Source organism: Streptomyces spinoverrucosus (assembly GCF_006539505.1).
Classification (GTDB): domain Bacteria; phylum Actinomycetota; class Actinomycetes; order Streptomycetales; family Streptomycetaceae; genus Streptomyces; species Streptomyces spinoverrucosus.
The window spans coordinates 58,159-72,766 of sequence record NZ_BJND01000051.1; the positions used below are offsets into that span (position 1 = coordinate 58,159).

The following is a 14,608-nucleotide window of genomic DNA, read 5'->3' on the forward strand; positions in this document are numbered from 1 at the left end:
CGAGGCTGTACGGCCGAGCAGAGTAGCCGGACCTGGACGAAGCGGCCACCCCGTACGCAAGGATGGTGGCCATGAACGCCATCATCACCGCATCCGAACTCGCGAGCGACCTGGCAGGGCCCCATCCGCCCGTACTGCTCGACGTCCGCTGGCAGCTGACTGTGGCCAAGGCGGCCGGTGAGCCGCCGTTCGACGGCCGGGCCGAGTACGCGACCGGGCACATCCCCGGCGCGGTCTTCGTCGACCTGGACCGCGAACTGGCCTCCGCGCCGGGCGAGAACGGGCGCCATCCGCTGCCGGACCTGGCGGAGTTCGGCGCCGCGATGCGCCGGGCGGGCGTGTCGTCAGGGCGGCGGGTCGTTGTGTACGACGGCGGCCAGGGCTGGGCCGCGGCCCGCGCCTGGTGGCTGTTGCGCTGGACGGGTCACCCGGATGTGCGGGTGCTCGACGGGGGACTGCCGGCGTGGGACGGCGCGCTGTCGGTGGAGGAGCCGACGCCCGAGGAGGGCGACTTCCGGCCGGTGGCCGGCGCCGAGGGGCTCCTGGACGCGGATGCGGCCGCGGCGCTGGCCCGTTCGGGGGTACTGCTCGACGCGCGAGCGGCGGAGCGGTACCGGGGGGACGTGGAGCCGATCGACCGGGTGGGCGGGCACATCCCCGGGGCGGTGTCGGCGCCGACGAACGAGAACGTGGGGGCGGACGGGCGCTTGCTGCCCGCCGAGGAGCTCCGGGCACGCTTCAACGCGCTGGGGGCGCACGACGGGGCGAAGGTGGGCGTGTACTGCGGTTCCGGGGTCTCCGCGGCGCATGAGGCGCTGGCGCTGGCGGTCGCGGGGATTCCGGCGGCGCTGTATGTGGGCTCGTGGTCGGAGTGGTCGTCGGACCCGTCGCGGCCGGTCGCGGTCGGGCCGGATCCGCAGTAACCCCCGTGCCGCCACGGCCGAGGGGCCCGCACCTGGTCAGCTGGTCAGGTGCGGGCCCCTCGTTCTCGTACCGTCGCTCGGGAACTACTCCTGCTTCTTCCGCCGCGTCCCGAACACGATTTCGTCCCAGCTCGGGACCGCCGCTCTGCGGCCGGGGCGGACGCCGTCGGCCTCGGCCTGGCGGTCGGTGGCGCCGATGAGGCGGTCGCGGTGGCTGCCGACGGAGCGCGGCATGAGGACGTCCGCGTAGGCGGAACCGGCCGAGGCCGCGGGCGCCGGGGGCTCCTCGGCCTCGGGCTCGGCGGCGGGCTCCTCCACCGGCTCGGGCGCGGGACGCTCCGGGACCACCAGGTCGCCCCGGAAGCTCGGCACCGCCTCCAGCAGGCTGGTCAGCGAGTCCCGCTCACCCGCGCTCTCCTCGGCAGGCTCGGCCGGGGGCGCCGGCAGGCTCGGCCGCTCCCGGTCGGCGGCACGGTCCAGCGTGCGTTCGCGCGGCAGTCGGGCGATGCGTGGGACGAAGGGGAAGCTGGGCTCGGGCGCGCCGAGGTCGTCGGCCTCGCCGATCAGCGAGCGGGCCTCGTCGTCGACGGCCTGGACGAGCCGCCGGGGCGGGTCGTACGTCCAGCTCGCCGAGTGCGGCTCGCCCGCGACGCGGTAGACCAGCAGCACCTCCCAGGTGCCGTCGTCGCGGCGCCAGGAGTCCCACTGCACGGTGTCCTTCTCGGCGCCGCGCAGCACCAGCCGCTCCTGCACGGCCTCGCCGAGCAGCGGCCCGGAGTTCTCGCCGGGGCGGCGGACCGGGGTCTTGCGGGCCCGCTCGGCCATGAAGGCGCGCTCGGCCAGCACGGGACCCTCGAAGCGGCGTACGCGGTCGACGGGGATGCCCGCCATTTGGGCGACCTCTTCCGCGGTCGCGCCCGCGCGTATGCGCGCCTGGATGTCTCGGGGGCGGAGATGGCTCTCCACCTCGATCTCGATCTGGCCGAGGCGGGGACGGTCGCCGCGCACGGCGGCGCGGAGCCGTTCGTCGATCGGAAGCGTGTACTCCGTGCTGTCCGCAGCCTTCAGCACCAGCCGTGTGCCGTCATTGGAGACGGCCACGACACGCAGTTCGGGCATGGGGACCTCCCGGGTGGTGCCTGCCGACGTCACGTGCGTCGCTGCTTCCGCTAGTCGAGTGTGGCCTGCCCGGGTGCAGCCTGCCACAACCTTGCCGAGTTGCCCGGCGTGTCGGGCACGGGCCCTGGATCGCCGTTATGGCACGGTTACCTATTCGCAACGCTAAGTGACCAACTCCGTCACCCTGTGCAACAAGCCCCCTCCCGGCGGTCCTTCATGGCTCCGGACAGCCTGGCGGGAGACCGGACCCAGGGCTCGCAACAGTACTCCATTTGGGCCACGTGCGTGGATTGGCACGCCGCTGAACTTCTCCCGGGGGACGGTACTTGGCCGCCGCTGACGGGTTTTCCGGCCCGCACAGGTGGCGTACTTCACGGAATCAACAGCCGCTACGACCCCAGCACCCTCCGCAAGTAGTCGTTCTGGAACCGCCGTTCGGGATCCAGCCGATCCCGCAGCGCCGTGAACTCCCCGAAGCGCGGATAGACCCCGGCGAAGTACTCCGCGTCCCGCGTGTGCACCTTGCCCCAGTGCGGCCGCCCCTCGTGCGCGGTGAAGATCCGCTCGGCGGCGGTGAAGTACGCCTGATAGGGGGTGCCTTGGAACATGTGGACGGCGATGTACGCGGTGTCCCGGCCGGATGCCGTGGACAGCGTGATGTCGTCGGCCGGGGCGGTGCGCACCTCGACGGGGAAGCTGATCCGCAGCGGGGACTGGTCGACCGTCGCCTTCAGCTCGCGCAGCGTCGCCACGACGGCCTCGCGCGGGACGGCGTACTCCATCTCCACGAAACGCACCCGGCGCGGAGACGTGAAGACCTTGTACGGGATGTCCGTGTACGTGCGCGCGGAGAGGGCCTTGCTGGAGATCTGGGCGATCGTCGGGATGGCGGCGGGTACCGCGCGGCCGACCCAGTTGGCCACCTGGAAGACGCCGTTGGAGAGGAACTCGTCCTCGAACCAGCCCTTGAGCTGCCCCACCGGCCGCTCCGGGCCGGCGCTGCGGTTGTTGCGCTTGGTGTTGGTGTTCCCGGTGTGCGGGAACCAGTAGAACTCGAAGTGCTCGTTCTCGGCCCAGAGTTCGTCGAAGGAGCTGGTGACCCGATCGAAGGTCATCGGCTCTTCGCGCGCAGTGAGCAGGAAGATCGGCTCGACCGCGAAGGTGATCGCCGTGACGATGCCCAGGGCTCCGAGGCCGATCCGGGCGGCCGCGAAGACATCCGGGTTCTCCTTCTCGGAGCAGGTGAGCACCGAGCCGTCGGCGGTGACCAGCTCCAGGCCCCGGATCTGGGCGGCGATCGAGGCCGAGTCGCGGCCCGTGCCGTGGGTGCCGGTGCTGGTGGCGCCGGAGACGGTCTGCTCCATGATGTCGCCCATGTTGGTCAGCGACAGCCCCTCGCGCGCGAGGGCCATGTTGAGTCTCTTGAGCGGGGTGCCTGCCTCGACCGTGACGGTGCCGGCCTCGCGGTCAATGTTGCGTATGCCCGTCAACAGTTGAGGGCGGATCAACACACCGTCGGTCGCCGCTATGGACGTGAAGGAGTGCCCGGAGCCGACGGCCTTCACCTTCAAGCCGTCCTCCGCCGCCCGCCGTACCGCCTCGGTCAGCTCCTCCACGGAGGCGGGCGTGACCTCCCGCGCCGGGCGGGCGGCGACATTGCCGCCCCAGTTACGCCACGTGCCGTTCTTCCCGCTCGCTGTGCTGCTCAACGGTGCCTCCCCGACCCGGAGCCGGCCGCTTGAGCCGGCGGTACCCGAGGAAACCGACCGCGACCGCGACGGCCCCGGACACTGCCGGAACCCCGTACGCGGCGCGCGCACCGGCGGCGTCGATCACCCAGCCGGCCACGGAGGAGCCGAGTGCGACCCCCACCGCGAGCCCGGTGCTCACCCAGGTCATGCCCTCGGTCAGTTGCGCGCGTGGTACGTGCTCTTCGATCAGGGACATCGTCGTGATCATCGTGGGAGCGATGGACAGGCCCGCGACGAAGAGCGCCACGGCCAGAAACGGCAAGTTTCCGACCAGTAGGAGGGGGATCATACTCACGGCCATCGCGCATACACCCAGCAGCCACCGAGGTTCGGGCGCTCCCTTGAAGTGCAGCAGCCCGAAGACGGCCCCCGCCACGCAGGAGCCCAGCGCGTACACCGCGAGGACGATGCTCGCCGCTCCCTTGTGGCCCTGCTCGTCGGCGAAGGCCACGGTGACCACGTCCACCGCCCCGAAGATCGCGCCGGTGGCCACGAAGGTGGTCACCAGGACCTGCAGGCCGGGGGAGCGCATGGCGGAGCCGCCGCCGTGCCGCTCGCGCGGGTGCGGGGCGGGCTCGGTGGACCGCTGCGCGGTCAGCCAGAAGACGCCGACCGCGAGGAAGCAGGCGGCCAGCAGCGGGCCGGCCTCCGGGAACCAGGCGGTGGACAGGCCGATGGAGATGATCGGCCCGAAGATGAAGCAGATCTCGTCCACCACGGACTCGAAGGAGTACGCGGTGTGCAGTTGCGGGGTGCCCCGGTACAGGGCCGCCCAGCGGGCCCGGATCATCGCGCCGACGCTCGGCACACACCCGATGCCCACACAGGCCGCGAACAGCACCCAGTCCGGCCACCCGTAGTGCGCGGCGACCAGCAGCAGGGCCGCCGCGGCCAGCGCCAGCAGGGTCGCCGGGCGCAGCACCCGCCGCTGCCCGTACTGGTCGACCAGCCGCGAGACCTGCGGACCCGCCACCGCCGCCGACAGCGCGATGGTGGCCGACAGCGCGCCCGCCAGCCCGTACCGCCCGGTGAGCTGGGAGACCATCGTGACCACGCCGATGCCCATCATCGACAGCGGCATCCGGCCGAGGAGTCCCGCGGCGGAGAAGCCCTTGGAGCCGGGGGCGGCGAACAGGGCGCGGTAGGGGCTGGGCACTGGGTCTCCGGGCGGCTCGGAAGGGACAGCGGGGGGCCGATGGCGCGGCGGTCGGGGCGCGGCACGGCTCTGTACGGATCAGCTACGGATCAGTTACGCATCAGTAAGGCGCGTAGGTGGCTGATACAGCTTACGAGTTAGGTGACCCTAATGCACCCGGGATATAGCGGCGAACGGGTTATGGCGGTGAACACGTGCGGCACCCCACCGTTACCTCGCTGTCAGTGCCGGGTGGCAGGATCGGAGTCATGCCAGACGCGCTCGAAGCCACCCCCTACGACGCCCTGCTCCTGCTCTCGTTCGGCGGCCCGGAGGGGCCGGACGACGTCGTCCCGTTCCTGGAGAACGTGACGCGCGGGCGCGGCATCCCCAAGGAACGCCTCAAAGAGGTCGGCCAGCACTACTTCCTGTTCGGCGGGGTCAGCCCGATCAACGACCAGAACCGCGCCCTGCTGGACGCCCTGCGCAAGGACTTCGCCGACCACGGCCTCGACCTGCCGGTCTACTGGGGCAACCGCAACTGGGCGCCCTATCTCACGGACACCCTGCGCGACATGGTCCGCGACGGGCGCCGCCGCATCCTGGTCCTCGCCACCAGCGCCTACGCCTCGTACTCGGGCTGCCGCCAGTACCGCGAGAACCTGGCCGACTCGCTCGCCGCTCTGGAGGCCGAGGGCCTGGACCTGCCGAAGATCGACAAGCTGCGGCACTACTTCAACCACCCCGGCTTCCTGGAGCCCATGATCGAGGGCGTGCTCCAGTCCCTCGCCTCCCTCCCCGAGGACGTCCGGGACGGCGCGCACATCGCGTTCACGACCCACTCGATCCCGAACTCCGCGGCGGACACCTCCGGCCCGGTCGAGGAGCACGGGGACGGCGGGGCGTACGTCAGGCAGCACCTGGACGTGGCGCAGCTGATCGCGGACGCCGTCCGCGAGCGCACTGGCGTCGACCACTCCTGGCAGCTCGTCTACCAGTCGCGCTCCGGCGCCCCGCACATCCCGTGGCTGGAGCCCGACATCTGCGATCACCTGGAGGAGCGGCACGCCGCCGGGGTCCCGGCCGTGGTGATGGCCCCCATCGGGTTCGTCTCCGACCACATGGAGGTCCTCTACGACCTCGACACGGAGGCCAAGGCCAAGGCCGAGGAGCTGGGTCTGCCGGTGCGCCGCTCGGCCACCGTGGGCGCCGACCCGAGGTTCACCGCCGCGATCCGCGACCTCGTCCTGGAGCGGGCCGCCGTGGAGCGTGGCCAGGGGGTCACGCCGTGCGCCCTGGGCGCGCTGGGTCCGAGCCACCACCTCTGCCCGGTGGGCTGCTGCCCGGCCCGCGCCCCGCGTCCCGCCGCCGCGGGCGCCGACAGCCCCTACGCATGAGGAGCGCCGTGACCGACGCCCACCACCTGGACCTGCTGCGCCTCGCCCAGGAGGCCGCCCGCCGCGCCGGTGAGCGGCTGCGGGACGGCCGCCCGGCCGACCTCGCGGTGGCCGCCACCAAGTCCAGCCCTATCGACGTGGTGACCGAGATGGACATCGCGGCGGAGAAGCTGATCACCGACCTGATCTCCGAGCACCGCCCCGACGACGGCTTCCTCGGCGAGGAGGGCGCCTCCAGCGAGGGCAGCAGCGGCGTCCGCTGGGTGATCGACCCGCTCGACGGCACCGTGAACTACCTCTACGGGCTGCCCACCTGGGCCGTGTCCATCGCCGCCGAGCAGGACGGCGAGACCGTCGTCGGGGTCGTCGCGGCACCGATGCGCGGCGAGACGTACCACGCGGTGCTCGGCGGCGGGGCCTGGGCGACCGGAGCCTGGGAGGGCGAGCGCAGGCTGGCCTGCCGGCCGTCCGCGCCGCTGGACCAGGCCCTGGTTTCCACCGGCTTCAACTACGTCACCGAGGTCCGCACGCACCAGGCCGAGATCGCCCGCGAGCTGATCCCGCTCGTCCGCGACATCCGGCGCGGCGGCTCCGCCGCCATCGACCTGTGCGACGTCGCGGCCGGCCGCCTCGACGGCTACTACGAGCGCGGACTCAACGCCTGGGACTACGCCGCCGGCGACCTGATCGCCCGGGAGGCGGGCGCCCTGACCGGCGGACGCCCCTCAGAGCGCCCGTCACGCGATCTGACGGTCGCGGGTACCCCCGGCGTCTTCGAGCCCCTCCAGCGGCTCCTGGAGGACTTCGGCGCCTGGCACGACTGAGTCGGTCGGCCCAGGAGCCGGTACGCACGAACGGGCCCCCGGCGCTGGACTCGCCGGGGGCCCGCTGTCGTACAGGTCAGACGCTTGACGCGCCGACTTCCACACCGTGTTCGGCGGCGAGCCGGCGCAGGTCGTCGAGCTCGCCCTGCTCCACCTCGACGAGGAAGTCGTCGCCCTCGTCCCGGGCCCGCGTCAGGTCGGACTCGGTCGCCCTTATGCGCTGCAGAAGTCCTGCGGTGAATGCGTCCATGCTGCGCCCCCTCGTCCTGGGTCGTGGGTCGATGGCACGGGGGTGTGCCGTTCGGAAGGGGCGATCACGTCTCCCATGGGTGCCCAGCGCTGCCCTGCTGGGCGGCGACGGTGCCGGACACCCACGCCCACTCTGCGGAAGCGGACCGCGGCGTACCGCATGGTGCTGCGGCACAAGCAGAGCGTGATCGCGGGGTGTAAACGGTCCTCCCCCCGCTCCCTCCCGCAGAAACCTCAACCGGAGGAGAAAATCTCGCATTCCCGGATCCGGCGCCCGGTTCGCGCGGTGCCGCCACGAGGCTCACCGCGAAGATCGCCGAGGTCCGGCCCCGGTCCCGCTGCTGCTGCCGTTCCACCGCCTTACTGCCGACTTATGGCCGAAAAGGGCAGGATGGAGGTCAACACACCCCCGAAGATCCCTGCTCGCGTGCGCCCCGAGGCGCTGTGCGGGTGGACACAGGAAGGACAAGACGTGCGCGTACTCGTCGTCGAGGACGAGCAGCTGCTCGCCGATGCGGTGGCCACCGGACTGCGCCGGGAGGCCATGGCCGTCGACGTCGTGTACGACGGTGCGGCCGCCCTGGAGCGCATCGGCGTCAACGACTACGACGTGGTCGTCCTCGACCGCGACCTCCCCCTGGTGCACGGCGACGACGTCTGCCGCAAGATCGTCGAACTCGGCATGCCCACACGCGTGCTGATGCTCACGGCGTCCGGCGACGTCAGTGACCGGGTCGAGGGCCTGGAGATCGGCGCCGACGACTATCTGCCCAAGCCCTTCGCGTTCAGCGAGCTGACCGCACGCGTGCGTGCCCTCGGCCGCCGCACGAGCGTGCCGCTGCCGCCCGTCCTGGAGCGGGCCGGCATCAAGCTGGACCCGAACCGCCGCGAGGTCTTCCGGGACGGCAAGGAGGTGCAGCTCGCGCCGAAGGAGTTCGCCGTCCTGGAGGTCCTGATGCGCAGCGAGGGCGCCGTCGTCTCCGCCGAGCAGCTCCTGGAGAAGGCCTGGGACGAGAACACCGACCCGTTCACGAACGTAGTGCGCGTGACCGTCATGACCTTGCGCCGCAAGCTGGGCGAGCCGCCCGTCATCGTGACCGTGCCCGGCTCCGGTTACCGGATCTGATCGGCGGTGGCCGCTCACCCCGCGCCTCCCCAGGCGCCCCCGAAGCCCACCTGGGACCCCAGGAAGGCAGCCCCTCCGTTCCCGCTCCTGCGGCCGACCATCCGGATACGGCTCACGCTGCTGTACGGCGGCATGTTCCTGATCGCCGGCATCATGCTGCTGTCGATCATCTACCTGCTCGCCGCGAACGCCATGAACGTGGGCAGTGACCTGCCCTTCAAGATCCTCTCCGGCCAGGTGGCCAGCGAGACCTGCAACTTCCCGGGCTCGCCGACCGCGGACGAGCTCAACCGGGCCATGAACGCCTGCGTCAACGAGCAGCGTCAGCACGCCCTGGACAACCTGCTCAGCCGCTCCCTGCTGGCCCTGCTCGGCCTCGCCGTGATCGCCTTCGCGTTCGGCTACGCCATGGCCGGCCGGGTGCTCTCGCCGCTCGGGCGGATCACCCGCACCGCGCGCGCGGTCGCCGGGTCGGACCTGTCCCGGCGGATCGAGCTGGACGGTCCGGACGACGAGCTCAAGGAGCTGGCGGACACCTTCGACGACATGCTGGAGCGCCTGCAGCGGGCCTTCACCGCCCAGCAGCGCTTCGTCGGCAACGCCTCCCACGAGCTCAGAACCCCGCTCGCGATCAACCGCACGCTCCTCGAAGTGCACCTGTCCGACCCGGACGCGCCCGTGGAGCTCCAGCAGCTCGGCAAGACGCTGCTGGCCACCAACGAGCGCAGCGAGCAGCTCGTGGAGGGCCTGCTGCTGCTCGCCCGCAGCGACAACCAGATCGTCGAGCGGGGTCCCGTGGACCTCGCCGAGGTCGCCTCGCAGGCCATCGACCAGGTGCACGCCGAAGCGGACGCCAAGGGCGTGCAGATCCGCGGCAAGCGCGAGCCCGCGGTCGTCCAGGGCAACGGCGTCCTGCTGGAGCGGATCGCGCTGAACCTGGTGCAGAACGCCGTGCGGTACAACGTGCCCGAGGGCGGCTGGGTCGAGGTCACCACCGAGATCCAGCACGGCCAGGCCGTCCTGGTCGTCGCGAACACCGGGCCGGTGGTGCCGGCGTACGAGATCGACAACCTCTTCGAGCCGTTCCGCAGGCTGCGCACGGAGCGCACCGGCAGCGACAAGGGGGTCGGCCTCGGCCTGTCCATCGTCCGGTCCGTGGCCCGGGCGCACGGCGGGCACATCGCGGCGCGACCGCGGGAAGGAGGCGGGCTCGTGATGCGGGTCACCTTCCCGATCTGAGAGCCTGGCGACGACACAGGCTGAAGTCCTGGCGACACACCCGGGGATGTTCGCTTTGCGCTGAATTCTCCGGGCACCCGTCCGGTCGTTCCCTGTGTGATCGATCACAAAGGCGATTTTCTGGCCATCTACTCTCCGTGATCATGTGAGCTGCCGGAAAGCCCGGAAAATCCGGGTTTTCCGGGGGCTTGATCACGGGAAGTACACGGTGAGACGCCTTTGAAGTGCGACATTCGGACCGTGTACGGTCCCGATCGCCATCCAAGCCGATCACTCGTGAGGAGTCCGGTTGGGTGTCGATTGAGTAACAGACCTTGATGTGAGGCAAAATCTCCGCCTCGGGTCGGGCACAAGTCCGGCCTCTCACGCGTTACGTGCGCTGGAGACACCGCAGACACCCGGAGGGGGAGAGCGACATGGCAACCGACTACGACACCCCACGCAAGACCGACGACGACGTCGACTCGGACAGCCTTGAAGAACTGAAGGCCCGGCGGAACGACAAGTCCGCCTCGGCCGTGGACGTCGACGAGTTCGAGGCCGCCGAGGGCCTGGAGCTGCCCGGCGCCGACCTCTCGAACGAGGAGCTGGCAGTCCGCGTGCTGCCGAAGCAGCAGGACGAGTTCACCTGCATGAGCTGCTTCCTGGTCCACCACCGCAGCCAGCTGGCCCGGGAGAAGAACGGTCAGCCGATCTGCCGCGACTGCGACTGAGGCGGGGTCGGCCGTGACTGGCTCGACCCCACCTCGGAAGCGCCGCTTCCCCTGGGGAGCGGACAAGGGGCCGTCCGACGGCCCTCACGGCGTGCGTGACGACGAGCGGGGCTCCCCCGGTACGGGACTTGTCCCTACGGGGTCGGCCTCGCTCGAACCGGCCGGTGACCGGGCTGACCTCCCGGTGCCTGCTGAGGGTCCCGCCCCCGTCGCCAGGCGCCGGGCGGCGGTGATCCGGGACAGGGGCAGGGAGCTGGCGAGGGAAGGCGCCCGCAAGGGCGGCCAACACGCCAGGGCGGGCCTCGGCTACCTCGCCGACCGGCTGATCGACATCGCCCCGCGGATCCCCGTACGAGACCTGGCGACGCTGCGCAAGCAGTTCCCGGGCCTCGGTCCCGAACAGCTCGCGGACAAGCTGGTCGCGGGCGCGGCGAAGGCGTCGGCGACGGTCGGAGCGGGCGTGGGAGCGGCGGCGATGCTGCCCGTGCCGCCCGCGATGCCCACGGAGCTGGCCGCGGAGATCACCGGGGTCGCGGCGATAGAGCTGAAGCTGATCGCCGAGCTCCACGAGGTCTACGGCGTGCGGCCGCCGGGCAATCTGAAGGACCGCAGCAGCGCGTATCTGAGGTCCTGGTCGGAGGAGCGCGGGATCGATCCGCTGAAGCCCTCGACGGTGAACTCCGCCCTCGGCGGTCACATGAAACGGCAGCTGCGCCAGCAGATCATGAAGCGCATGGTGCGCAACCTGCCCAACCTGATGCCGTTCATGGTCGGGGCCGCGGTCGGCGCGGTCATGAACCGGCGCGACACCAAGAAGCTCGCGGGGCGGATCCGGGCGGACCTGCGCAAGATGCAGGTGCCCTGGGACCAGCTGACGGAACTGCCGCCGCTGGAGCGGCCCGCGGACGCGCTGCCGATGGGCAACGGGCAGCAGAACGAGCTCGGGCGCTGAGCGGCGTCGCCGTTACGCCGCGGCCGCTTCCCTCGCCGTCCTGATCGCCTCCGCCAGCCGCTGCGGCTCACGCGTCGACAGGTACAGGTACGGCGTCGGGTCCGCGGGGTCGGTGATCTCGACCCGCAGGGCCGTGGGGATGTAGGCGCGGAGCAGCATGAACGCGCGGGTGTCCGCCTTGTGCGTGCGCCAGGCCCGGGCCTCCTCCGGGTCCAGGATCTCCGCCTCGCCCAGCGCCGTGACCGGGACCTTCGCCTCGCCCGCGATCAGGGCGCCGCCCACCACGCGGATGCGGACCGAGCCGTACGAACTCGCCGCCACCGCCGCGGCGGCCGTGCCGCCGACCAGGCCGCCCAGCATCGGCAGCGTGCCGAAGGGCAGCAGGATCAGGGCGAGCGAGACCCCGGCCAGGAAGCTGATCAGCCACCAGGAGCGGGGCGCGGTGAGGCGTTCTTCGTACGGGGCGGCGGAAAGCTGCATGACGTCAAGCTTGGCACGATGTCCGCGCGCCTTCGGCGCGCGGGTAAGGTCTGCGGCTGTGAGTGGTACATCCCCAGCTCTGACGCCGCCCGCCGACGCGACGCAGCCGGTGCGGCACGCCGACGCTCCCGCGCCCGGTGAGCTCCTCGGCGCGCACTACGGCCAGTGCTTCGGCTGCGGCGGCGAGCAGCCGCACGGGCTGCACCTGGCGGCGCGGGCCGGCGAAGGGCTGTCGATCACCGCCGAGTTCACCGTACGGCCCGAACACCAGGGCGCCCCCGGCCTCGCGCACGGCGGAGTGCTCGCCACCGCCCTCGACGAGACGCTCGGCTCGCTGAACTGGCTGCTGCGCACCATCGCCGTGACCGGCCGGCTGGAGACCGACTTCGTCCGGCCCGTGCCGGTGGGCACCACCCTGCACCTCGCGGCCGAGGTGACCGCGGTGGCCGGACGGAAGATCTACTCGACCGCCACCGGACGCATCGGCGCCCCCGACGGCCCCGTCGCCGTCCGCGCCGACGCCCTCTTCATCGAGGTCAAGGTCGACCACTTCATCGACCACGGCCGCGAGGAGGAGATCCAGGCCGCCATGAACGACCCCGACCAGATCCGGCGCGCCCGCGCCTTCGAGGTGAACCCGTGAGCCGCGACCCCGTGAACGTGCTGATCCGGCGCGTCGATGCGGACGTACCGCTTCCGACGTATGCGCACCCCGGTGACGCGGGAGCCGATCTGCGCACCACCGAGGCGTGTGAACTGGCGCCGGGCGAGCGGGCCGTACTGCCCACGGGGGTGTCTGTCGCGCTGCCCGAGGGGTACGCGGCCTTCGTGCACCCTCGTTCCGGTCTCGCCGCCCGCTGCGGTGTCGCCCTCGTGAATGCCCCGGGGACGGTTGATGCCGGGTACCGTGGGGAGATCAAGGTGATCGTGGTGAATCTGGACCCGCGCGAGACCGTGCGGTTCGAGCGCTTCGACCGGATTGCCCAACTGGTCGTCCAGCAGGTCGAGAAGGTCCGCTTCCAGGAGGTGGCGGAACTTCCCGGCTCGGCGCGGGCCGAAGGGGGCTTCGGGTCCACCGGCGGCCATGCCGCGGTGGGCGACGGGGGCGGCACAAGCGGCCTTGCCGCCGTGGGCGGCAAGGCGGGTGGGAATCGATACGCTTCGGTCGTATCCGACCGGGAAGGACAGTGACGTGTTCGGACGTCGCAAGAAGAAGGGTGCCGCCGAGGACGCGGCCGGCGAGGCCGAGCAGGTCGTCGACAGCGTCGACACTGAGGCGGACGACGAGGTCGAGCGCGAGCGGGTGCGGCTGGAGCCGGAACCGCGGCCCGACGGACCCTGGGACAGCACCGAGGTGCGGGACCCGGCCGAGGGCCGGGTCGACCTGGGCGGGCTGTTCGTGCCGGGAGTCGACGGCATGGAGCTTCGGGTGGAGGTCGCGGGCGACGCGATCGTCGCGGCGACCGTCGTGCTCCGGGACAGCGCCATCCAGCTGCAGGCCTTCGCCGCGCCCAAACGCGAGGGCATCTGGGGCGAGGTGCGCGAGGAGATCGCCGCCGGCATCACACAGCAGGGCGGCATCGTCGACGAGGTCGAGGGCCCGCTCGGCTGGGAGCTGCGGGCCCAGGTGCCGGTGCAGCTGCCGGACGGCACGGGCGGCTTCCAGGTCGTCCGGTTCGTCGGTGTGGACGGGCCCCGCTGGTTCCTGCGCGGTGTGATCTCGGGCCAGGGCGCGGTGCAGCCGCAGGCGGCCGGGCTGCTGGAGAACATCTTCCGGGACACGGTCGTGGTCCGCGGCGAGGGCCCGATGGCGCCCCGCGACCCGATCGTCCTCAAGCTGCCGAACGACGCGCAGATGGTCCCCGAGGGCGTCCAGCAGGACGACCAGGGCAGCTCGCGCTTCTCCGGCGGCATGGGCCAGCTCCAGCGCGGCCCGGAGATCACCGAGGTCCGCTGAGACAGAGACGGACACGACAGGGCCGTAGCCACTGGGGTGCGGCCCTTTCGCGTGTGCCCGGCGCGTCAGGGTTCTGTCAAAGACGTCCCCCCGCCCCCTCGTCGCCCGCTTTGCCCGGAACGCTGGCCGTAAGGTCGACGCTGCGTACGCAGCAGTTTGCGGAAGACGGACAATGAGGCCATGGCACGCGGCAAGCTTCGGATCTACCTCGGTGCGGCACCGGGCGTGGGCAAGACGTACGCCATGCTGTCCGAGGCGCACCGGCGTATCGAGCGCGGCACGGACTGCGTGGTGGCCTTCGTGGAACACTACGACCGCCCGCGCACCGAGGTGATGCTGCACGGCCTGGAGCAGGTCCCGCGCAAGCGGCTGGAGTACCGCGGCGGGACCTTCACCGAGATGGACGTGGACGCCGTCCTGGCCCGCCGCCCGCAGGTCGCCCTGGTGGACGAACTCGCCCACACCAACATCCCCGGCTCGCGCAACGCCAAGCGCTGGCAGGACGTCGAGGAACTGCTCGCGGCCGGCATCGACGTGATCTCCACCGTCAACATCCAGCACCTGGAATCCCTCGGGGACGTGGTCGAGTCGATCACGGGGGTCCGGCAGCGGGAGACCGTGCCGGACGAGGTGGTGCGGCGGGCGGACCAGATCGAGCTTGTCGACATGTCGCCGCAGGCGCTGCGCCGCCGTATGGCGCACGGGAACATCTACAAGCCCGACAAGGTGGATGCGGCCCTGTC

General features: G+C 71.6%; 16 protein-coding genes. 11 read left to right on the plus strand and 5 right to left on the minus strand.

Going from position 1 to position 14,608, the window contains the following annotated elements; all coding sequences use genetic code 11:
- The first annotated feature begins 71 nt into the window (after positions 1-71).
- Positions 72-923 (plus strand): sulfurtransferase, encoded by an 852-nt coding sequence (locus tag SSP24_RS30020; RefSeq protein WP_141313079.1) that lies wholly within the window; start codon positions 72-74, stop codon positions 921-923.
- Between the two features lie 84 nt (positions 924-1,007).
- On the opposite strand, the gene sepH is transcribed toward SSP24_RS30020, so the two are convergent.
- From sepH to SSP24_RS30035, 3 genes are all read right to left on the minus strand, one after another.
- Positions 1,008-2,042: a septation protein SepH gene (gene sepH, locus SSP24_RS30025; RefSeq protein ID WP_141313081.1), complete on the minus strand. Its 1,035-nt coding sequence runs from the start codon at positions 2,040-2,042 to the stop codon at positions 1,008-1,010.
- Between the two features lie 389 nt (positions 2,043-2,431).
- On the minus strand, positions 2,432-3,751 hold the full coding sequence (locus tag SSP24_RS30030; protein ID WP_141313083.1) for a D-arabinono-1,4-lactone oxidase: 1,320 nt from the start codon (positions 3,749-3,751) through the stop codon (positions 2,432-2,434).
- Positions 3,711-4,949, minus strand: a complete 1,239-nt coding sequence (locus SSP24_RS30035; protein ID WP_141313085.1) for an MFS transporter — start codon at positions 4,947-4,949, stop codon at positions 3,711-3,713. Before SSP24_RS30035 ends, SSP24_RS30030 begins: the two co-directional genes overlap by 41 nt.
- A 248-nt stretch (positions 4,950-5,197) precedes the next feature.
- On the opposite strand from SSP24_RS30035, the gene SSP24_RS30040 reads away from it, so the two are divergent.
- Complete coding sequence (locus SSP24_RS30040) at positions 5,198-6,325, plus strand: ferrochelatase (RefSeq protein ID WP_141313087.1); 1,128 nt, start codon at positions 5,198-5,200, stop codon at positions 6,323-6,325.
- Between the two features lie 8 nt (positions 6,326-6,333).
- On the plus strand, positions 6,334-7,149 hold the full coding sequence (locus SSP24_RS30045) for an inositol monophosphatase family protein (RefSeq protein ID WP_141313089.1): 816 nt from the start codon (positions 6,334-6,336) through the stop codon (positions 7,147-7,149).
- 76 nt (positions 7,150-7,225) lie between these two features.
- On the opposite strand, the gene SSP24_RS43075 is transcribed toward SSP24_RS30045, so the two are convergent.
- Positions 7,226-7,399: a hypothetical protein gene (locus SSP24_RS43075; RefSeq protein WP_003997305.1), complete on the minus strand. Its 174-nt coding sequence runs from the start codon at positions 7,397-7,399 to the stop codon at positions 7,226-7,228.
- A gap of 471 nt (positions 7,400-7,870) precedes the next feature.
- Here SSP24_RS43075 and SSP24_RS30050 point away from each other — a divergent pair, with 471 nt between their 5' ends.
- The 4 genes from SSP24_RS30050 to SSP24_RS30065 all read left to right on the plus strand — a co-directional run bounded on the left by SSP24_RS30050 (position 7,871) and on the right by SSP24_RS30065 (position 11,428).
- Positions 7,871-8,524: a response regulator transcription factor gene (locus SSP24_RS30050; RefSeq protein WP_007385219.1), complete on the plus strand. Its 654-nt coding sequence runs from the start codon at positions 7,871-7,873 to the stop codon at positions 8,522-8,524.
- Between the two features lie 6 nt (positions 8,525-8,530).
- Complete coding sequence (locus SSP24_RS30055) at positions 8,531-9,763, plus strand: sensor histidine kinase (protein ID WP_141313091.1); 1,233 nt, start codon at positions 8,531-8,533, stop codon at positions 9,761-9,763.
- A 416-nt stretch (positions 9,764-10,179) separates the two neighbouring features.
- Entirely contained in the window at positions 10,180-10,476 is a 297-nt protein-coding gene (locus SSP24_RS30060) for a DUF4193 domain-containing protein (protein ID WP_003993510.1), read from the plus strand.
- Between the two features lie 13 nt (positions 10,477-10,489).
- The gene (locus SSP24_RS30065; RefSeq protein ID WP_141313093.1) at positions 10,490-11,428 is read left to right on the plus strand and encodes a hypothetical protein; all 939 of its coding nucleotides are present in this window, start codon (positions 10,490-10,492) and stop codon (positions 11,426-11,428) included.
- 12 nt (positions 11,429-11,440) lie between these two features.
- On the opposite strand, the gene SSP24_RS30070 is transcribed toward SSP24_RS30065, so the two are convergent.
- Positions 11,441-11,908, minus strand: a complete 468-nt coding sequence (locus SSP24_RS30070; protein WP_141313095.1) for a DUF3093 domain-containing protein — start codon at positions 11,906-11,908, stop codon at positions 11,441-11,443.
- A gap of 58 nt (positions 11,909-11,966) precedes the next feature.
- On the opposite strand from SSP24_RS30070, the gene SSP24_RS30075 reads away from it, so the two are divergent.
- From SSP24_RS30075 to SSP24_RS30090, 4 genes are all read left to right on the plus strand, one after another.
- Complete coding sequence (locus SSP24_RS30075; RefSeq protein ID WP_141313097.1) at positions 11,967-12,551, plus strand: PaaI family thioesterase; 585 nt, start codon at positions 11,967-11,969, stop codon at positions 12,549-12,551.
- Positions 12,548-13,099: a dUTP diphosphatase gene (gene dut, locus SSP24_RS30080; protein ID WP_141313099.1), complete on the plus strand. Its 552-nt coding sequence runs from the start codon at positions 12,548-12,550 to the stop codon at positions 13,097-13,099. The genes SSP24_RS30075 and dut overlap by 4 nt, the downstream gene beginning before the upstream one ends.
- 1 nt (position 13,100) lies before the next feature.
- Entirely contained in the window at positions 13,101-13,865 is a 765-nt protein-coding gene (locus tag SSP24_RS30085) for a DUF3710 domain-containing protein (RefSeq protein ID WP_141313101.1), read from the plus strand.
- A 180-nt stretch (positions 13,866-14,045) separates the two neighbouring features.
- A partial coding sequence (locus SSP24_RS30090) for a histidine kinase (protein ID WP_445009698.1) occupies positions 14,046-14,608 on the plus strand: 563 nt, incomplete at its 3' end.